We start from the raw sequence: 20,483 nt of genomic DNA on the forward strand, positions 1-20,483 counted from the left end.
GAGGAGATTAGATATGAATAAGTACTTTAAATTGGCTGCAATAGGGTTAGCCTCCGTGACAATTTTAGCTGCATGTAGTTCTGGAAAGGCTTCAACAACTTCAGAAGATGGAGATGTTCGAAAAGTAAAAGTTGCCTATGACATGGCATCGAAGCCTATCTCTTGGTTAGATGATAAAGGAAATGCTACGGGATACGATGTAGAAGTTATGAAATTAGTAGATGAACTACTTCCTGAATACGAATTTGAATATATAGGAACGACAAGCGATGATCTATTAATCGGAGTAGAACAAGGTAAGTTTCAAGTAGGTGTAAAAAATGCATTTTGGACAGAGGAACGCACAGAGAAGTTTATTTCCCCTAAAGATTTCCTAGGTCTAAGCAGTGCCGGTCTCGTATTGAAAAAAGAAAATGAGCATATTAAATCATTAGAGGATTTTGCCTCTGCTGGCTACTCTTTAGCTCCTATTGCAGCAAACAATGCGCAATATACGGTAATTGACGAATATAACAAGACCAACCCAGATAATCCAGTCAAACTAGATGCCGGAGATGCTTTCACAGTGGATGTAGTCCAATGGGTCAATGAGGGTCGCGTGGACGGCGGAGTAATAATCGAAGGACCATTCCAAAAACAAGTATTAGATGAAAGCGGCCCTTACTATAATCTAAAAGATGAAGTTGTTTACAATGAATTTGCAGTGATTAAAACATGGCCTTTATTCAATAAAAAAGAACAAGACTTTGCAAATGCGTATGACAAAGCTATTAAACAGTTGCAAGAAGAAAAGAAAACAAATGAACTTAGTAAAGAGTTCTACGGTCGAGACCTTTTTGAGGTGTTAGATAAAGTAGAAAGATAAACTTCGTATTTCCATCAAGGCTGCCTAGCGTTGGATACCTGGGCAGCCTTTCAAATTTAAAAGGGAGGAATATTGCACAATATGGAAAAATATTTTGATGTATCGTACATATGGAGCTCACTTCCTATATTGCTTCCGTTCTTAAAAGTAACTTTTATGGTTGCTGGATTATCCATTATTTTCGGGACTTTTCTCGGGTTAATCCTTGCTGTGATGAAACTCGGAAAGAATAAAATTGCTCAAAAAACAGCCCATTTTTATACGACGATTTTAAGATGCACTCCATCTATCGTCTTATTATTTTTAGTATATTATGGCGTTCCTGCCTTAGCAGACAACTTTGGGTTATATTTACATGATTTAAATACGGCAGTATTTGTAGTTATTACCTTTACCCTTCAATTCGCTGCGATTATGTCGGAAGTTATTAGATCCGCCTTCGAATCTATTGAAAAAGGACAATTTGAAGCCGCCGTTAGCGTTGGGTTAAGTCCATTTCAAGCGTATAGACGAATTATTTTTCCGCAAGCATTGGTTGTCGCACTTCCTAACTTTGGAAATGGACTTATCGCATTACTTCAAGAAGGGTCTCTTGCTTATACCATCGGGCTAATCGATATAGTTGGGAAAGCAAACTTAATCATAGCAGCGAACTACAATACCCATGCATTAGAAATTTTCATCGCTCTTGCTATTGTGTATTGGGTCATCTCTATACTAATCGAGAAATTTTTTGGAAAGCTGGAAAAGATTTTTAGTAAGGGAAAGCAAACAATTAATACGAACTAAGGAGTGTAAATAATGTCGGAAGGTTTAAATTATACGTTTTTAATTGATACATTTTTCATCGCATTATCCGGTGTCCCAATAACACTTCTCGTAACAATTGTTGCTTTGCTTATCGCATTACCTTTAGGTTTTTTATTGGCATTAACACGTATCAATCAAGTACCCGTATTGAACTGGTTCTCCAGAATATATGTTTCCTTCGTTAGAGGAACACCGATCATTATTCAAATTTTCATCGTTTATGCAAGCGTACCCTTAATACTTTCCCTATTTTTCGAAAAGTATAATATCAATATAAATGTCTACAATATCAACCCTATTTGGTACGCGTTTATCGTATTCTCTTTCAGCACTACTGCTATATTGATAGAAGTATTTAGATCTGCTTTAAGTACGGTCAACAAAGGACAACTAGAAGCGGCCCAATCAGTTGGTCTTTCAAATTTCCATGCCTACCACCGTATCGTAATTCCTCAAGCGCTAGTCGTAGCTCTACCTAATATTTGTACTGCTACCGTGAATTTGATAAAAGCTACATCACTTGGCTATGCAATGTCCTTACAGGAAATTACATTAAAGGCAAAAGTAGCGGCAAACGTAGGTTATAACTATGTGGAAGCTTATATAGATATTTTCCTTGTATATATTATTTTGTGCAGCCTTGTAGAATACGGGTTCAAAATATATGAAAAACGACTACGCAGATACAAATACGTGAGTGCATAAGGAGGATGAGTGAATGTTAAAAATTAATGATATCCATAAATCATTTGGAAACAATGAGATATTAAAAGGAGTCGACCTATCCATTGATAAAGGAGATGTAGTAGTCATTCTTGGTCCTAGTGGCTCTGGAAAAACGACGTTATTACGCTGTATTAACTTCTTGGAAAAAGCAGACAGCGGTCAGGCTGTTTTTGGCGATTTAAAGGTCAATTTGCACGGTGCCTCAAAAAGAGATATACACACAATCAGACAAAAAACAGCCTTCGTTTTTCAGAATTATAATTTATTTAACAATAAAACAGCATTAGAAAACGTAACAGAAGGACTCATCGTCGGTCGAAGAGTACCTAAAGCCGATGCAATTGGTATTGGGAAAAAAGCTTTAGACAAAGTAGGTTTATCAGACAAATATGATTCCTATCCGAGTCAACTTTCTGGCGGACAACAGCAGCGCGTTGGAATTGCACGAGCCGTAGCCTTAAATCCCGATATTATTCTCTTTGACGAACCTACTTCTGCATTAGATCCAGAATTGGTTGGCGAAGTACTGACAGTGATGAAAAATATTGCTAAGGAAGGAACGACCATGTTAGTGGTGACCCATGAAATGTCCTTCGCAAAGGATGTAGCTAACCGGGTTATTTTTATGGACGGCGGAGTAGTAGTGGAAGAAGGTTCTCCTCATGATATTTTCGTGAGCCCTAAAGAAGAACGCACGAAGAAATTCTTAAAACGAGTGTTACCTGAAGATTACACATTTTATATTTAGGACAACAAGAAAAATCAGGCCCAGTTCATAAAGGACCAAAGCTGTTTCTATCGTTTTCTAAGGACTTCAGACAAACGTTTTGCTATGTTAAAAGTTCGATAATACCAGTGTTCACAGTATATTTATAGGAATTTATTAAAAAGCGGTGAAAAATGACCAGGTCATCTTTCACCGCTTTTATGAAATCAAATTAGCCCATAATATTGTAGCCAGAATCTACGAAGATGACTTCGCCTGTTACACCGCTGGATAAGTTACTTAATAATGCCACCGTCATATCTCCTACCTCTTGCTGAGTGACATTCCGTTTTAAAGGAGCCTTCTCTTCAATTTGGTGCAAAATTGTATTAAAAGAAGATATCCCTTTTGCCGCTAATGTTCTAATCGCTCCTGCTGAAACAGCATTTATACGCACATTGTTTTTCCCTAGGTCTAATGCCAAGTACTTAACGGATGCTTCCAGAGATGCTTTTGCGATTCCCATTACATTGTATCCCTCTAGTACTCGTTCTGCCCCTAAATATGTCATAGTTACGATAGATCCACCTTCAGTCATAAAGGGTGTTGCTTCTCTCGCTGCAGCAATAAGTGAATACGCACTTGTATCTTGTGCGAAAGCATAGCCTTCTCTTGAAGTTTGTAAAAAGTCCCCTTTTAAATCTTCTGCGTGCGCAAATGCAACAGAATGTACTACACCATGGATCACTCCAACCTCTGATCCAATTTGCCCGAACGCAGATTTAATACTATCATCGCTATTTACATCACACTCTACTACTAGTTTTGCCTCTAAATTATTATCCTTCAGTAACTTTTCAATTTTTCCAAGGGAACGTTCTTTACGGTAAGTAAATATAACATTTGCACCCACTTCAAATAATGACTTCGCCACTCCCCATGCAATACTACGTTCATTGGCCACGCCCATAACAACAATATTTTTGTCTTTTAGTTGAATTAAGTCTCTCATAAATACCTCCAAATTATTATCTTAGTATATTACACCTGTTATTAGTACCTGGTTATTATTTTAATAATAACATAAATCCTTCTTTTTGTAATAAATCATTTTGTGTTTTTGGACTTAATTACACATCAAAAAACCAACTATCCCAGAAAAAATAGTTGGTTTCTTTATATGAATGGGGTCTGATATTACATACTATACGAGCGAGCCACCCGATTTACTATATTTAATAATTCCTTCTGCACTTCTATAAGCCAGAGCTGCAACTGTTCCTGTAGGATTGTAACCCCCATTATGCGGAAAGTTCCCAGCTCCTACTACAAACAAGTTTTCTGCATCCCAATGTTGTAAAAATGGATTTACTACACTATTTTCTGGACTTGCTCCCATAATAGTCCCACCCGTATTATGAGTCGTCTGATAACCTACAATATCATAATCAGTTATAGGTGCTTTTCCTTCTACCGTTTTTGCTCCCATTTCCTTCATGATATTTACAGTTTTTTCTGTAATAAACTTATGCAATGCTCTATCCTGATCTGTAAAATTATAGGTCATTTGTAAGAGTGGAAGACCATAGACATCCTTATATTTAGTGTCTAGGGATAGATAGTTCTCCTTATGGGGCATCGATGCACCCTGAGTTCCGATGGATAAAGACCGTGTGTAATTGTAGATAGAATTTTTCTTGAACTCTGCTCCCCAAGTTGGTGTCCCTTGTTGTATTGGATTTGTTTCAATAGGTCTATATCCAGTTTGCGTTATGGAAATACTACCACCATGTATAAAATCTAAGTCGCTATGATCAAAATTATCTGCGTTAAAGTCATCAATTGTCATTCCAAGGGCACCAGCCCCCATAAAGGTGTTCATTTGTTCTTCAAAGTATCCATTTGCACCGGGTAATATTTGATAACAATAATTTTTACCAAGCGTTCCCTTACCAGTTTCCGGGTCATATTGTTGACCAATATTAGATACCATGAGCAACTTAGCGTTATTCATAACGTAACTTGCTAGAACAACTACTTCAGCTTCTTGGATAAACTCTTCTCCAGACTCCGTGTCCAAATACCTTACACCGGTAACCTTATTTCCGCTTTTTATGACCTCTACAACATTTGCATGAAATTTTGTCTCAAAATTACCGGTTTTGATTGCGGTCGGAATAACGGTTATTTCCGGCGATGTTTTTGCTCCATATTCACAGCCAAATCGTTCACAAAAACCACAGTATTGACAAGCATTTATGACTTCTCCATCGGGGTTTGTGTAAGCTTCTGATAAATTAGCTGATGGGAGCATAAACGGAGAATACCCTAGTGATTGGGTTGCCCCTTCAAACTTTTTCAAAATAGGCGTTCTTTTCATAGGAGGGGTAGGGAAATCCTGCGCTCTCTTCCCCCAAAAAGGATTTTTATCTTCTCCTGAGATTCCAGCGGTCTGATCATATTTATAAAAATAAGGTTCCATTTCATCATAAGTAACGCCCCAATCTTGAAGCAAATAATCACTAGACAATTTGTTTGGACCATATTTTTCATCTGTTATTGTTTTAATTTGAAAATCATATGGATAGAACCTCCATGTATGACCATTCCAATGTGTTCCCGAACCACCTAACCCATCACCGAGTAGGAATGAGCTCATCTGCCTCATCGGCAACGCTGGCATCTTACGGTTATTGCGAATAGTAATGGTCTCTTTTGCTACGTCCTGCATTAGCTCATAACGAACGGCATATCTATATTCGTCATGTATTTGCTGAAAGTCTTCTGTACCGCGTTTTCTTCCTCTTTCTAAACCAATTACCTTCAAACCGGCTTTTGCACATTCAGCTGCGATGATTCCTCCGGTCCAACCCAAACCAACGACAACCACGTCAACTTTTGTTAATGTTGTAGCCATAAATTTTATCCCTCTACTTTCCTTTACATTCCACCAAGTGGTTGTGGTGCAATTTTTTGGAACTTTTCCTTATCAATTACGTTAATATAGGACATTTGGTGACCAGGAAACTCTTTCATCTTCCAGCCATCCATATTTCGATTTCCACCATACATTGGATCTGCATAAGCACCCTCCAATGTCGCCGTGCGAAGTAGACGGAAGAAAAATGCGGAAGTAACTCCTGTCATGGGAATTTCATCATTTTGAAAAGCTGTTAATATTTCATCCATTTGCTCAGCTTCTATACTGGAAAACCCTTTTTCAAATCGTTTGTTTGCTTCTTCATCCAATACGGCAATTCCCTGTCTAAAAATAGACGCTCTTGTCAATCGACTCTGATAACCTTGAGTTTTAGCACCTACAGCAAACGGTCCTTGCATGTATTCTTTCGTATTACTTCCATATTGTCCCGCCAGCTGACGATCAATAAAATAAGGGACCCCTAAATCTATTGCCCCCGGCCCTATATCATCCTTTGGAAAGATACGTTCCGTTGCATTCGAGATTACATTAAATTCTCTTTGATTTTGAAAGAACTGAAATCCCCCATTAGTGCCCATTTCATGATTGGTATTGCCTGTATCAGATACATGCTGATCATCCTTATCGACATTTAACCCAACTAACCCACCTATTAACCCGCCACCTATTAATGCACCAGTTGCAATTCCTGTAGTCTTAAGAAAGTCTCTTCTTGAATAGTTTTTTGGTTTTTCTGTCATTTTCACTGACTCCTCCAAGATAATGATCTTACTAGTAACTGCTTACAAAAGGATATACAAGTTTATAAATTTCTAAACATTAATCCACCACGATAATGCTCTATTAAATTCCCTATATTCCACCACATCATCAATTGTCCCATGGTACTAAATACAAAAAAACGTCACTAACTCTCTTCTGAGGAGTTAGTAACGTTTATTATTTCTTTAGAATTTCTTCCAAATCTTTACTTAAGTGAATGGATTTTAATTTTTTTTCTTTTAAATACATATGAGAACCCATTCCCCCCAAATAGAAGGTAATATGTTCCTGTTCACTTGCAAAATGATCGAGCCTTCGGATTAACTTAGGATCTTTTTCAAATGGCAAAGTAGTTGAAGCAGATAGTAACACTAATTTAGGCTTTAACTTTTGGACTAATGACTCTATCGCACCTGGCGCTGGTGAAGCACCAACTAATACAGTTTTCCAACCTCTTAGCATGAACTGAAGCAATACTATATGCATAGGCAGCTCATGATGCTCATCCGGTAAGCATGCACCAATAACTAAAGGTGCATCATCTCTTAATTGAAACGTTTTTCTTATTTGTATCAAATAATCACGAACACTCATACTAGAAACTGCCTCTTGGTATTCGTCCCACTCATCTCTTTCCCATCTATCCCCTACTTCTTGTAAAAAAGGAATAATGACCTTACTAATGAATAACTCTAATCCTAAATGGTGATAAGCCTGTTGCAGTATTAGGTTTATCTCGACTTCATCACAATAAGTACCTTTTTCCAGTAACTGAATCACATAATCATTAAATTTTTTATAGTCAGATGGTTCCTCTAAGAAGAGTGACTCTGTTTGCTCCGGTTCTTTTTCTAACATATCCACAGCTTGCTTGATAGAGTAGCCTTTTTCTGAGAGAAGCTTAACTCGTAATAATGCATTTACATCCTTTTCGCTATATACTCTATATCCGTTTTCTAATCGTTCAGGTTGTATAAATTCATAACGCTCTTCCCACTTACGGATAACTTGTTTAGACAAACCCGTGACATTAGAAACTTGTTGGATCGTATATATTCCAGTCATCCCTGTTTGGCTCACAAATGTTACCCCCTCTCTTGCCATTAATTTGTATCCATTAATAATGTATATATGCTACATTATAATAAAAAACAGTATAACACACAATAGACAAACACTATACAATGATTTGACGAATAGAATAATAAACTATTTTACAAGGGCGTGAACTGTAATGAATTTACACACTCACAATAAATTCTTACTAAGAGCTGCTGTATACGGAATGATTGCAGGCTTAGTATTAACCTTATTTTTAAAAGTAATTCAATTTATGACGGGTTATAAGGTTTATACCTTACTATTAAACATTGACTACATACCTATTTTAAATGAGTTTAAGTTCCCTGAAGTAGTCGAAATTATATTTCATTTGATTGTTTCTGTAGTACTTTCTATTGTTTTAATATTGATAATACGGCAACTTCCAACGATATCTGCTATTACAATTATTGCCCTCTGCGTCTTTGTTAGTTTTATCATAGGAGGTTTATACTTTCCAACTACTATTTTATCGGAAAGAACTCCACCCATCAGTAGCCTTCCATCTTTTATTTATTGGATGGTAGGACATGTTTTGTATGGTTCTATTCTGGGTATTTTATTGTCAAGCAGGTACTGGAGCAGATAACCTCGTGTGCAGAGGCATTATCTGCTTTTTTATTTAACTAAAAAAGATTAGACAAAGGTTAGACAAAATTGAATTAATATGTTATGATTCATTTATCAAATTAACCTACAGGATGTGACAAAGTATGTTTTTAGCGTGGAATGAAATTAAAAAGAACAAACTTCGATTTGCATTAATCGTTGGAGTATTAATGCTAGTATCCTATTTAGTATTTTTCTTATCTGGTTTAGCAACAGGCTTAGCTAGTCTAAATAGAGAAGCCGTAGACAAATGGGATGCTACGGCAATCGTATTAACCGAGGAGTCCGATAAAAGTTTACCTCAATCTTCTCTAACTACCGAAGAAGCGGATAACATTAAGGACAATGACACTGCCACTCTTGGACAGTTAAATTCAATCGCTAGAAATGGCGATGCAAAACAAAATATCGCTCTTTTCGGTATTGATTCGGAAGAATTTATAATGCCCAAAGTAACAGAGGGTGAAAAGTTTGCAGGCGACAACGAAGTGATTGCTAGCGATACGCTTAAAGAGGACGGATTTAAACTGGGTGATGAACTTGAACTATCCTCTACTGATGAAAAGTTAACCATTGTAGGATTTACAGATAGCGCACGTTTCAATGCCGCTCCAGTCCTTTACGGGGATGTAACTACTTTCCAAAAGGTCAAGTTCGGTGAAGGCGCCGCAGAAAATGAAACACAAATAAATGGGATCGTTGTTCGTGGTGACGACTTCTCTTCCATCTCAACATCGAATGAAGATTTAGAGGTTATTGAAGTAGAAGAGTTTATAGAAAACCTTCCCGGTTATACAGAACAAGCCTTAACTTTAAACTTTATGATTTATTTCTTATTTGGGATTTCGTCTGTTATAGTGGCAATCTTCCTTTATGTATTAACAGTTCAGAAGATTAGTATGTTCGGAGTTATGAAAGCACAAGGTATTTCCAACGGCTATTTATCTCGTTCGGTAATTGCCCAAACATTCTTATTGGCCTTCATTGGTGTAGTTGTTGGCTTTGCTCTAACTCTAATTTCTGGAGAATTCTTACCTAGTGCTGTTCCGGTCGCATTTGATATTCCAACCATGATTATTTACGGAGTAATATTAATAGTCGTGGCAATTCTTGGAGCTGTATTCTCCGTGTTAACAATCGTAAAAATTGATCCGCTTAAAGCGATAGGAGGTTAATGAATTGGCTATTTTAGAACTTAATAATGTAAAAAAATCATTTGGCAGTGGACATATGAAGGTAGATGCTTTAAAAGAAACGAATTTTTCTGCTGAACCAGGAGAGTTAATAGCAGTCATTGGTCCTTCAGGATCAGGGAAAAGTACCTTTTTAACAGTTGCAGGTGGACTACAAACTCCCACAAGTGGAGCAATATTAGTAAATAACAAGGATCTTGCGGATTTAAATGAAAAACAACGCTCCAAAATTAGACTAAAAGAAATAGGTTTTATCTTGCAAGCGTCTAATCTTGTACCATTTTTAAATGTCGATAATCAAATGAAATTATTAGATAATGTAAAAAAAGATAATATGAGCAAAGAGGAATTGAATGCGTTATACGATAATCTTGGCATAAAAGAATTACGCAAAAAATATCCTGCTGATTTATCTGGTGGTGAACGTCAACGTGTTGCTATTGCTAAAGCCTTATATAGCAAACCTTCCATTCTCCTCGCAGATGAGCCTACCGCATCTCTAGATTCGGAGAAGGCTTATGAAGTGATGGAATTATTGAAAAAAGAAACAACACAAAATAAAACAACAACAATCGTCGTGACGCATGATACTCGTCTAATAGAGTATTGCGATAAGGTTTATGAAATGACGGATGGTGTACTAAAATTGAAGGAAACATCTAAAAAATCGCAAGCAATCCTTTAAAGAAAAGCCTTTTCTATCGCTTTCGAATCTGGATGGAATCCCCACTATAAGACTACCGAATTTCTAGGAGTATTGGCTGTGACACCCGTCACAACCAATACTCCTTTTTATCTTGAATTTGATACCTTTGGTTGAGGTGACAAATCGTGGGACTCTTCTTTTTTTACCATTTGTAATATATCGCATTCATCTTTATCACAATTATATTGAAAATTGTGATATCATAAAACATAAAATTTTATTAATGAGTTAGGAGTGCTTATATTGAAAGTTCAACCATCTACTAAAATGTCGTTATTTGAAAAAGCTATTTTTGGAGATTTGAAAGCCGCAGCTGCTGCAAAGCAAGCTCAAGGTTTTGACTTATATGATTTAAGCTTAGGCAGCCCTGACCTTCCACCAGATGAACGTGCTAGAAAAGTATTATCAGATCTTAGCTTTGCAACGGATTCATACGGTTATACACTTACCGGAACTAAACGTTTCAATGAAGCTGTTGCAGATTATTATAAGCGTCGTTCCAATGTTATCTTAAATCCAGAGACGCAAATTGTTCAAACAATGGGTTCCCAAGAAGGACTCGTTCATCTACCAATTGCCTTTTGCGATGAAGGAGATATCATTCTTACGACAAATCCTGGATATGTAGCCTATGATGCTGGCATTAAACTTGCCGGTGCTAAACCCTATTATATGGAGCTATTAGAAGAAAACAATTTTTTACCTAATCTAGATGCAATACCAGAAGAAGTTGCGGTAAAGGCAAAACTAATGATATTGAATTTACCTGGAAATCCGGTTCCAGCAATGCCTGATCCGATTTTCTTTGAGAGAGTCGTAGCTTTTGCTAATAAGTACAATATTATTATTTTGCATGATGCGGCTTATTCAGAATTCTATTTTACTGGCGATGCACCGAACAGTTTCCTCTCAACACCAGGAGCTCTAGAAGTAGGTATGGAGATTAACTCTTTATCGAAGAGCTTTAGTCTAGCAGGAACACGCATTGCTTATATTGCAGGAAATGAAGAGATGATTAATATTATGAAACAATTAAAGTCGAATTTAGACTTTGGGATTTACGGCCCTATTCAAGAAGCTGGTATTGTTGTCTTAAATCACGCAGAGGAAATAACAGATCGACTACGTAAGATATTTTCCGAGAGATATCATTTCCTAACCCAGGCTTTAACTGATCTGGGTTGGAAGGTTGCACCTTCTACTGGAGGGATGTTCATTTGGGCAAAGTATCCCTATGAAATGAATGACAAGGATTTTGTATTTGAAGTAATCGATCAAACTGGTGTTGTAATGGTACCAGGCACTGTTTTTGGATCCGCTGGTGCTGGTTATGTTCGCATTGCATTAGTACAAGATATTAATATACTGAAACTAGCAGTGGAACAATTAAAGAAGTTAAAAGCACTTTCAATTTGCTGAATATCTTCGTTTCTAGATCTAAAAAATAAAAAAGCAATCTCTAGTCATTTCACGACTTGAGATTGCTTTTTAATTGGGATGATTAAAACGAACTAAATTTTTACCGGAATTTTTAGCATCATACATAGCCTTATCCGCTTCTTTAAAAACGGATGTAGCCGTAGAACCACTTATAGAAGAAAATGCAATACCAATACTTGCAGAGATATTCAATACATAATCATCGATTGACCAAGAAGCCTGGATAGCTTGCTGAATATTTTCTACCTTTTCCAAGATTTGACCTTCCTCGTGGATATTGGCGATTAAGGCGATAAATTCATCTCCCCCTAATCTCGCTACAAAATCTTCGGAATCTAGGACTTCCCTTAATCTGCTTCCAAACTCTTGAATAACATCGTCTCCTGTTTCATGTCCAAAGTTATCGTTGATTTGTTTAAAGTCATCAATGTCTAGAAGGATTACCGCAAAGCCTTCACCCGTTTTTTCTTCTTGCTCTAAAATTTCCTGAAGGCGATTTGTAAAATAACGCCTGTTTGGTAATCCTGTTAAAGAATCGTGGTAGGCATAATACTCTAATTGGTCTACATTCTCTTTTTGCAACGAAATATCACGAGCAATTAGTAGCATGTATTTAAACTTGCCACTGTCATCAAATACCGGGGTACCATTTAGTTCAGTCCATATCCACCCCTTATTTACATGCATCGCTTTTAGCTCAACTTTGTAAGATTTCTTGTCTTTAATAGCTTGTTGAAAACGGTCTTCTAAAAGCACTACACCACCTGGATGTATATTCAAAAATGGATGCTTTTCCCCAATTTGTTGGTCATATTCAAATATTTCTTTGCCAGAAGGTGAGACATATAAATACTCTTGCTTATCGTTCAGTAAAATAATAACGTCTTGTACATTTTCGGCTATAATACGAAACTTTTCTTCACTATCAATATAATTGCTTGCAAGCTTGTCTAACTCTCTCATATCTTTTACTCCGACGAAAATGCCCGTTTGCCGTCCGTCTAATATAATTGGAGTTAGTTTTACTAAGCAGCCCATTAAAGTTCCCGATTTGCCCAAAAAGTTTAACCGATAGTCCCTCAGTTCACCGTTTAATGCTTGAGCAAGACATTCTTTCGCTTCTTCTTTGTCTTTTGTTTCTACAAAGTTGATAAAAAACTCTCCAATAAGTTCGTTTACTGTATAACCACTCAATTGTTCCAGTGCACGATTTCCACTAGTTATATATCCTTCCAAATCAATTTTAAATATAGCATCGGGATTATGGTCATAGAGAGATCTATATTCGGATTCTGTTGCTGCCAACTGACTTTGACTTTTCATCTTTTCGATTTCTATTAATCTCTCAGTTGTTATGTCCTTTGCTAGAGCCACGATATGCGTACATACTTCATCCCCGTTTAGGATTGGTGTTAAAGTTATTTCAACATAAATTCTGTCACCCGTTTTAATCTTAATACATTCCTCAAACAAGTGAATTTTCTTCTTCTTGATCACTTCCATACATTCTTTTTGTAGCTTGTTTGCAGGTTCTTCAGAGAGAATGCCATGTAACGATTTTCCAACTGCTTCATGAGTTAGGTTCAATCTATTTTTCAAAGATGTATTTAAAAACTCACATATAAATTGTTTTTTTTCTTCGACCCTCAATATAAAGACCATTTCAGGAATTCCATACATAAGCGCTTTAACTAATGATAGATTTTCATTCGCCATGTTCATTCACCTCTTGATACAATATTTATATTTAAATATACACTACTAAGCTTATTGATGGAAAAATAGACCAAGAATGAGCCAGATAGGAAATTATCTAGCTACCTCTTGGTCTGTCTTCCCCTTTTGAAGGTTGTATAAGCGCAAACTTTTCCCAACGTCTGCTTTTCCATCTAAAGAACATAATTGTAGCGCGGGTCCATTCATCTGCTGCTATGGCTAACCAAACTCCAACTAACCCTAGATCGAGTACAAATATTAAAAAGTATCCTAACGGTAAACTCATCATTACCATTGACAAGGCTCCCACAAATACAGGGAAAGTTGCATCACCTGCTGCACGTAAAGAATTGATAATGACTATATTTATCGTCCGACCAGTTTCTAAAAGAAAACTTAATAATAGTACAGATGCACCTATCTCAATTATTTCTTTATTGTCAGTGAATAACCCCATTAATGGATAGCGTAATACTATGACAATCGTCACCATTGTTACTGTAAAAATAACTGCCCATTTCACACTAAACCAGACGGACTTATATGCTTCCTCTTTTTCACTTGCACCTACAAGTCGCCCGACGATAATTGCTGTTCCCATTCCAATAGCAATTGCAAACAAGTATGTGAACATCGATATATTTACTGCATATTGTCTTGCAGCCAATGATTCGGCTCCTAAATAGGTCACATAGTACAGGAACACAATTTGACAACCCTGATACAAAATCTGCTCAAATGCAGACGGAAGACCGATCCGTAAAATTTTTGCAATATATTCTTTCGACAGAGTGAAATAATAATGCACTTGCACACGGTACTCCATTACCCGATAAAGCAACCAGAAAAAGACAAGCAAAGCTAGAAAACGACTTAATACAGATGAAATAGCCGCACCTTGTACTCCTAGTTCTGGAAAACCAAATTTCCCAAAAATTAAAGCGTAATTTCCTATTACATGAAAAACATTCATACCAAGAGAAACAAGCATGGTCTGTTTTGTATATCCATGTACACGAATAATAGCTGCGAGAGCATTAATAATGGCTTGTAAAAAAATTGCTCCACCAACAATTGTCAAATATTGATTTGCGTGTGCTAAAACATCGCCTTGCAAATTCATCGCAACCATCATTTTTTTGGAAAATAGAACAAAACCAATACTCAGGATTACTCCTACACATAAATTTAATGTCACTGCCAAACCTGATATCTTTGATGCTTCTACATAACGTTTCGATCCTAGATATTGAGAAACAACAATCGCCGCACCATTACCGACAACTTCTAATACCAATATTGCTATGTGAATATACTGATTTGCCGCTCCCACTCCTGATACTGCATCATCCGAGAGTGCACTGAGCATAAAAGTATCGGCTATCCCCATTAACATAAATAAAAATACTTCTAAAAATATCGGCCAAGTCAAAGTAAATAAGCTTAACTTTTCCCCTAAATTGTTCTTTTTAGTGACTACCACTGCTACTCCTTCTTTATCCTGAAATTTTTAATAAGAAGAATCTTACCATAGAAACTGATTTTCTCCTATTGGTTTTATTGACTTAATACTAAATTTCTCCTGATCCTTCATACAAAAATACACGTTTGACTATTGAGGAAGTCAAACGTGCAATTATCTATTATTCAATCCCTATATGTTTATGAATATACTCTTTAATCTCTGGAACAGATAACTCTATTTCATATGTCAAAAGATTATCCTTTACATAAGCTAATTTATTTCGCTCTACAGCATCAGATTGAATGTGTAAAATATTGTCTATATATAATATTCCTTCATTAGTAATCATTTGGTCATGGTCACTCAGCAAACCTTTGTTGTTTAGTGCCTCCTGAATACTAGTCAAATTATCTCCTAATGCCTTTGTTAAAACTTCCCCTAATTCGTCAGCATTTTTATCGTTTTTTTCCAAGAAATTACAAACATAGTAAGCTAAAAGAATCTGTTCTTTCTCTACTAATCTCCCCATAGGTTTTCCCCATTTCATCTTTTTCACTATTATTCCTTTTTTCTCTCAAGATTAAACATAAAAAGTTAAATGGAGTCTTGTTTTGTTGAGGGTTATTCTGCAACTACTTTTGCAATGTCGGCTTTTATCGATTCCGGACTATCCGTTGGTGCATATCTTTTTATGATATTACCATTTTTATCGACAAGAAATTTAGTGAAATTCCATTTGATGCTTTTTGACAATATCCCTTTACTATTAGATGTTAAATGTTGAAATAGCGGGTGCGCTTCTTTACCATTTAACTTAGTCATTTCATGCATTGGAAATGTAACACCATAGCTCATTCGACATGCTTGCTCGGCTTCTTCCGCGTTACCTAACTCTTGTTTAAATTGATTCGACGGGAATCCTAAAACAACAAGCCCTTCTTCTTTATACTCATTATATATTTTTTCAAGTCCATCAAACTGACCGCTTAAGCCACATTTAGTTGCTGTGTTTACGATAAGCATTGGTTTTCCCTTATACTCATTTAATTCGTACTCTTGGCCGTCCGATTTTTTCACTTTAATATCATAGATACTCAAATTACTCACTCCTTAAGTTGATTTAGAAATACATTTAACTCTTTAAGGTTAGTCATTAAAGTCTTGGCGTTAATATCTAAATAATTGCAGCTAGTAATTTTACTAATAATTGCCCGTTCGATTGGTTTTTCTTGCTCTAATGCCTTTTCTGTCAATGAAATGACGAATGCTCGTTTATCCTTATCAGACTGTTCTTTGTTAAGCCATCCATTTGCAATCATTCGGTTAATAATTGGATTTAATGTTCCAATTCCTAGACCTAATTGATTTCCGATATCCTTCACTAACAAGTTATTCTGTTCCCATAACGTGAGCAATACTAGATATTGAGAGAATGTTAAATGGAATGGCTCCAAAGTTCGTGCATACAACTTAGAAAAGTTACTAGATGCTTTATAAACCTCGAAGCATAGCTGCTGTTCCAACTTGGAAGGATTGTTCATGAAAATCACACCTAAATTATTATTTTACGATTATTTCTACATCAATGGAATTTTTTACTGCTTTTGAATATGGGCAGTAATCATGCGCTTTTTTCACATACTTTTCTTTCAACTCATGATCGTCTAACCCAAAAATCTCTACTTCTAGCTTCGCAGCTAATTTCACTCCGCCATTTTCTTTGTCCGCGATCAATGAAATAGTAGCAGTAACTTCACTTTTTTCTACTTTTACTTTATCCTGTTCTAACACAAGCTCTAAAGCACTGTTAAAGCAAGAACTGTATCCCGCAGCAAAAAGTTGTTCTGGATTTGATGCTGTAGTCGCTTCCCCGCCTAAAGCTTGTGGTTTAGCAATGTCCAAATAAAATATATTATCTAATGAATGTACCTCACCTTGTCGTCCACCAGTATTTACAATAGTTGTTTCGTATAATGTTTTCATATTCTTTCCTCCTCTAGTTTGTATAGCGTTCCATCTAATTATCAGATTAAACTATATCGTGTACGATGTAAAATAATATGCATTACAAAAAAGTGTATGAAATTTTCCATCAGAAAATTCCACACACTTTTATTTAAGAACCTATAAACAATACACACTGACTAATCGCGATAAAAAGTCCGACATTATTTACAGGGGAGTTATCATTCACTTCAAGCTGAATTTTAAATAAATCATTAAGCTCTGCCTTCCACTTCGCGATCTCACTATCATTATAGATAAACTTAGACCAGTCTTCCATTTCCTTATCCAATTTTATCTGTACATTACCATCTGATATTAGTAAGTCTGGAACGAGCTCTTTCCATTTATCATAAGCAACTAAGTATTTATTCTCGTTAATATAGTCATAAACCTCAAAATAAACCCTACCTTTTCGAGATAGTTTTTTACACATGCAAATTAAATTCTCGTTACTATCGTAAACGTTATAGATAAGAAAGTAACGGTAATCCATTATTTTATCTAACCGTTTTTTTAAACCATTAGAATAATATCGTTGAAATATAAAAACAACTTCTCCTCTTTCATTGTAAACAGGGGTTTTCGGATTCTCTGCAATATTAACCGGTTGTTCGTATGTATAGTTAGCCATGTTTATTCCTCCTGTGAAAATTACTACATAACTCGACTAAATTATTTCCCGGGAAACAAATCCCTATTAAGGTCTAATAGATTTAGGCCCTTCTGAATCTATATGTAACAAAGCAATGCTCATGAATCATATTAGCTCATGAGCATTCAACAACATTATCTGCACTTATAGATTTTATCATCTATGCTAGCGATTTACGCTGGTAATTTAGAATATCTTCCATTGATTTATCGAATGGGATAAAAGATGACATATTTTCTACTATAAGATTAGAAGAATGCATAATCTCTTTTTCTTCTAGTTTATCTTCAATAGACTCCACTGTGAACTCAACACTAGAAATGGCCTGCAAACTACTAGTAATTTCTTTTAGGTATCTTGGCAGTCCCGAGGTTACATTATGCATACTACCAGATTGACTTTTATTAAAAATAATTTCATATCCACTAACTGCATCACGCACATCTAGAAAATCGCGTTGGGCCAACAAATTGTTTATCTTGAGAACTTTTTCTGATCCTAGTAATTCCATCTCTGCAACCTTTTTAGCTAAAATAGAGCAAACCCCGTTTGATTTTCCTGGACCTATTAAATTCGATGGGTTTGCAATGACAATATCCATTTCATATAATAACTGCCAAGACCTTGCTACCAATGCTTGTAAGGTTTTACTTAAGCTATATGGATGTTCCAAAGTTGTAATATCATTTATATCAAATTGAAGAGTAGACCCCACGACTACAACCCTACATTCAGGAATTTCATGTCTAATCGCTTCCAGTAAATAAGCTGTGGACATTGTATTTACTTCTAAAGAAGCGATTGGATTTGTCCAGGATGAGGGTACATGATTTTGCCCTGCCAAATGGAGGACTCTGTCTGGATTGTGCTTTTGTATCAAGTCCATTATTTCATTTTTATTTGTTAGATCACATGGTTCGATTTGCATTTGACTACCTTCTAAAGTAAATGGCTTTCTAGAAACTCCAATTACTTCGTAGCCAGCTTGTTGAAAATGACGACAGGCATGAATACCTGTAAAACCTGTGGCCCCTGTTATTAATAACTTCGTCTGGTTGGTCATCCCATTAGCTCGTTCTCAAAATATGCACTAGAAATATCGCTTTCTAATTGCTTATTAAATGTATAAGTTTCTCTTAAACCATCCTCGATTGTATATGACGGATTCCAGTTTAATAGATTTCTAGCTTTTCCATTGCACAAGCAACTATGTTTAATATCCCCTTCCCTCGGTGCGGTAAACTCTCGTTGAATGGATATTCCATGAATCTCTGTTAATAAGGATAATATATCGTTTATGGAAGTCTTTTGTGAGGTACTTACCTGGATTGTTTCTTGATCACCTAACTCCAATGCCGCAATATTTGCGGCAACAATGTCCTTTACATAGATAAAGTCTCTCGTTTGCTGTCCATCGCCATGTACATTGATAGGTCCACCTTTTTGAAGTCGATCTAAAAATACAGAAACAACCCCACCTTCTCCTTTAGGAAGTTGCCGCGGACCGTATACATTGGCATACCTTAAAATTGTATACGATTGTCTATAGAGCTCGTAGAAAAGCCTTATGTAAGACTCAGCAGTTAGCTTGGACAAACCATAAAATGAAGCAGGAACTGTGATTTCTTCTTCTGAAATTATTTCATTGTTTAAATTTCCGTATACAGCGGAGGTGCTGGCAAATATAAACTTCCCCACTTTTGCCCTACGACAAGCCTCTAGTACATTAAGAGTGCCGATAATATTTATATTTCCATCATACTTAGGGTATTGTACAGATTTTCCCACATCGGCTTGTGCAGCTAAGTGATAAAATGCATCTGGTCTGATATTCATAATGACTTTACTTGCTTCCTCGCTACATATATCAACGACGTGTAATTGTGCTTGTGGATTGATATTTCCCTTCCGCCCAGACAGCAAGTTATCTATAATATGAACCTCAATCCCTCTGTCTATAAGTGCATCAACAAGATGAGAGCCTATGAAGCCCGCCCCCCCTGAAACTATTACTTTCATATTCAATCTCCTTTTGGCTTTTTCATAATATATGCAGGATGAACAGAAAAATGGGGACATGTGCCTGAGAAAAGTGTGAAAGTCCAAAAACAGATTAGACAATTCGTTCGATAAGCAATAAAAAAATGAATGAATCATTAAAGAATCATTCATCTGAAAATTTTTTTAAGAAGAATTGCTGAAATTATGTTTCATAATAATCGGTGCAGCCGTATTATGTCGTTTTGCCCATATACCTATATCTGTTTTAGTACTAGGAATCAAATAAGAGCTGGGGAGATTTTTCATAATTTCTTCCCAAATACGATTATCCACAAATGTCTTAGAATTACCTGCTAATGGAGAGAAAATATCCTCGTAATACTCACTACTCATAGGTTTCATTAATTTTATCGTTACAGTTGGTGGAATCTCATACCCCTCTGGCAAATTACTCAGTATATCTGTCCATACACCCCGATCTACAAATAAGTTTGGAGTTATTGGCGAATATGGAAACAACAAATTATAATAATCTGATTTCATCGGTTTCAGCAAATTGATTGTTGAAGGATTTGGAAATTGCGTTTCGTTTGGAATCGAACTATCTATCTGATCCCATACCTCTTTAACAATAGCTACTTCTGAGTTAAATCCATTACTAGAAAACCTAGAATTGTAATTTTCTGATGAAACAATGGTTTCTTCTTTTATGGACGAATCTGTCACCGATTTCTTATGGTTCCACAACCCTCTCCACCAAGTCTGACTCTTGTAATATATGGC

22 protein-coding genes are annotated in these 20,483 nt (G+C 36.1%); 8 read left to right on the plus strand and 14 right to left on the minus strand.

Features of this window, described 5'->3' with window-relative positions; genetic code table 11:
* The first annotated feature begins 13 nt into the window (after positions 1-13).
* From MHI40_RS17925 to MHI40_RS17940, 4 genes are all read left to right on the plus strand, one after another.
* Positions 14-865, plus strand: coding sequence for a transporter substrate-binding domain-containing protein (locus MHI40_RS17925; protein WP_340763892.1), 852 nt, complete (start codon positions 14-16; stop codon positions 863-865).
* An 81-nt stretch (positions 866-946) separates the two neighbouring features.
* On the plus strand, positions 947-1,654 hold the full coding sequence (locus MHI40_RS17930; RefSeq protein ID WP_340763894.1) for an amino acid ABC transporter permease: 708 nt from the start codon (positions 947-949) through the stop codon (positions 1,652-1,654).
* A 12-nt stretch (positions 1,655-1,666) separates the two neighbouring features.
* Positions 1,667-2,380 carry an amino acid ABC transporter permease gene (locus tag MHI40_RS17935; RefSeq protein WP_340763896.1) on the plus strand — a complete coding sequence of 238 codons (714 nt, stop codon included), beginning with the start codon at positions 1,667-1,669 and terminating at the stop codon, positions 2,378-2,380.
* 13 nt (positions 2,381-2,393) lie between these two features.
* Positions 2,394-3,149 (plus strand): amino acid ABC transporter ATP-binding protein, encoded by a 756-nt coding sequence (locus tag MHI40_RS17940; protein ID WP_340763898.1) that lies wholly within the window; start codon positions 2,394-2,396, stop codon positions 3,147-3,149.
* Between the two features lie 190 nt (positions 3,150-3,339).
* On the opposite strand, the gene fabI is transcribed toward MHI40_RS17940, so the two are convergent.
* The 4 genes from fabI to MHI40_RS17960 form a co-directional block, all read right to left on the minus strand.
* Positions 3,340-4,119, minus strand: a complete 780-nt coding sequence (gene fabI / locus MHI40_RS17945) for an enoyl-ACP reductase FabI (RefSeq protein ID WP_093537418.1) — start codon at positions 4,117-4,119, stop codon at positions 3,340-3,342.
* Positions 4,120-4,311: 192 nt separating this feature from the next.
* Positions 4,312-6,024 (minus strand): GMC family oxidoreductase, encoded by a 1,713-nt coding sequence (locus MHI40_RS17950; protein ID WP_340763901.1) that lies wholly within the window; start codon positions 6,022-6,024, stop codon positions 4,312-4,314.
* A 23-nt stretch (positions 6,025-6,047) separates the two neighbouring features.
* Entirely contained in the window at positions 6,048-6,788 is a 741-nt protein-coding gene (locus MHI40_RS17955; protein WP_093537416.1) for a gluconate 2-dehydrogenase subunit 3 family protein, read from the minus strand.
* Positions 6,789-6,987: 199 nt separating this feature from the next.
* Entirely contained in the window at positions 6,988-7,890 is a 903-nt protein-coding gene (locus MHI40_RS17960) for a MerR family transcriptional regulator (RefSeq protein ID WP_340763903.1), read from the minus strand.
* A gap of 154 nt (positions 7,891-8,044) precedes the next feature.
* Here MHI40_RS17960 and MHI40_RS17965 point away from each other — a divergent pair, with 154 nt between their 5' ends.
* From MHI40_RS17965 to MHI40_RS17980, 4 genes are all read left to right on the plus strand, one after another.
* Entirely contained in the window at positions 8,045-8,500 is a 456-nt protein-coding gene (locus MHI40_RS17965) for a hypothetical protein (RefSeq protein ID WP_340763905.1), read from the plus strand.
* A gap of 124 nt (positions 8,501-8,624) precedes the next feature.
* A complete protein-coding gene (locus MHI40_RS17970) occupies positions 8,625-9,695 on the plus strand; it encodes an ABC transporter permease (RefSeq protein ID WP_093537415.1) in 1,071 nt (356 codons plus the stop codon).
* 4 nt (positions 9,696-9,699) lie between these two features.
* Complete coding sequence (locus tag MHI40_RS17975; RefSeq protein ID WP_093537414.1) at positions 9,700-10,398, plus strand: ABC transporter ATP-binding protein; 699 nt, start codon at positions 9,700-9,702, stop codon at positions 10,396-10,398.
* 264 nt (positions 10,399-10,662) lie between these two features.
* Complete coding sequence (locus MHI40_RS17980) at positions 10,663-11,838, plus strand: aminotransferase class I/II-fold pyridoxal phosphate-dependent enzyme (RefSeq protein WP_340763906.1); 1,176 nt, start codon at positions 10,663-10,665, stop codon at positions 11,836-11,838.
* Between the two features lie 69 nt (positions 11,839-11,907).
* On the opposite strand, the gene MHI40_RS17985 is transcribed toward MHI40_RS17980, so the two are convergent.
* From MHI40_RS17985 to MHI40_RS18030, 10 genes are all read right to left on the minus strand, one after another.
* Entirely contained in the window at positions 11,908-13,575 is a 1,668-nt protein-coding gene (locus MHI40_RS17985; RefSeq protein WP_340763908.1) for a diguanylate cyclase domain-containing protein, read from the minus strand.
* 97 nt (positions 13,576-13,672) lie between these two features.
* Positions 13,673-15,058 (minus strand): MATE family efflux transporter, encoded by a 1,386-nt coding sequence (locus MHI40_RS17990; RefSeq protein WP_245762704.1) that lies wholly within the window; start codon positions 15,056-15,058, stop codon positions 13,673-13,675.
* 160 nt (positions 15,059-15,218) lie between these two features.
* Positions 15,219-15,569 carry a hypothetical protein gene (locus MHI40_RS17995; protein WP_340763910.1) on the minus strand — a complete coding sequence of 117 codons (351 nt, stop codon included), beginning with the start codon at positions 15,567-15,569 and terminating at the stop codon, positions 15,219-15,221.
* A gap of 92 nt (positions 15,570-15,661) precedes the next feature.
* On the minus strand, positions 15,662-16,138 hold the full coding sequence (locus tag MHI40_RS18000; RefSeq protein ID WP_340763912.1) for a glutathione peroxidase: 477 nt from the start codon (positions 16,136-16,138) through the stop codon (positions 15,662-15,664).
* A 5-nt stretch (positions 16,139-16,143) separates the two neighbouring features.
* Positions 16,144-16,581 carry a MarR family winged helix-turn-helix transcriptional regulator gene (locus MHI40_RS18005; protein WP_340763914.1) on the minus strand — a complete coding sequence of 146 codons (438 nt, stop codon included), beginning with the start codon at positions 16,579-16,581 and terminating at the stop codon, positions 16,144-16,146.
* A 19-nt stretch (positions 16,582-16,600) separates the two neighbouring features.
* Positions 16,601-17,023 carry an organic hydroperoxide resistance protein gene (locus MHI40_RS18010; RefSeq protein WP_093537408.1) on the minus strand — a complete coding sequence of 141 codons (423 nt, stop codon included), beginning with the start codon at positions 17,021-17,023 and terminating at the stop codon, positions 16,601-16,603.
* Between the two features lie 133 nt (positions 17,024-17,156).
* Positions 17,157-17,678, minus strand: coding sequence for a tubby C-terminal domain-like protein (locus MHI40_RS18015; protein WP_340763917.1), 522 nt, complete (start codon positions 17,676-17,678; stop codon positions 17,157-17,159).
* Positions 17,679-17,859: 181 nt separating this feature from the next.
* Positions 17,860-18,762, minus strand: a complete 903-nt coding sequence (locus tag MHI40_RS18020) for an NAD-dependent epimerase/dehydratase family protein (RefSeq protein WP_340763919.1) — start codon at positions 18,760-18,762, stop codon at positions 17,860-17,862.
* Positions 18,759-19,718: an NAD-dependent epimerase/dehydratase family protein gene (locus MHI40_RS18025; protein WP_340763921.1), complete on the minus strand. Its 960-nt coding sequence runs from the start codon at positions 19,716-19,718 to the stop codon at positions 18,759-18,761. Before MHI40_RS18025 ends, MHI40_RS18020 begins: the two co-directional genes overlap by 4 nt.
* A 165-nt stretch (positions 19,719-19,883) precedes the next feature.
* Positions 19,884-20,447, minus strand: a complete 564-nt coding sequence (locus MHI40_RS18030; RefSeq protein WP_340763923.1) for a hypothetical protein — start codon at positions 20,445-20,447, stop codon at positions 19,884-19,886.
* Between the last annotated feature and the right edge of the window lie 36 nt (positions 20,448-20,483).

Origin of the sequence: Psychrobacillus sp. FSL H8-0510 (assembly GCF_038008345.1) — a bacterium.
Classification (GTDB): domain Bacteria; phylum Bacillota; class Bacilli; order Bacillales_A; family Planococcaceae; genus Psychrobacillus; species Psychrobacillus psychrotolerans.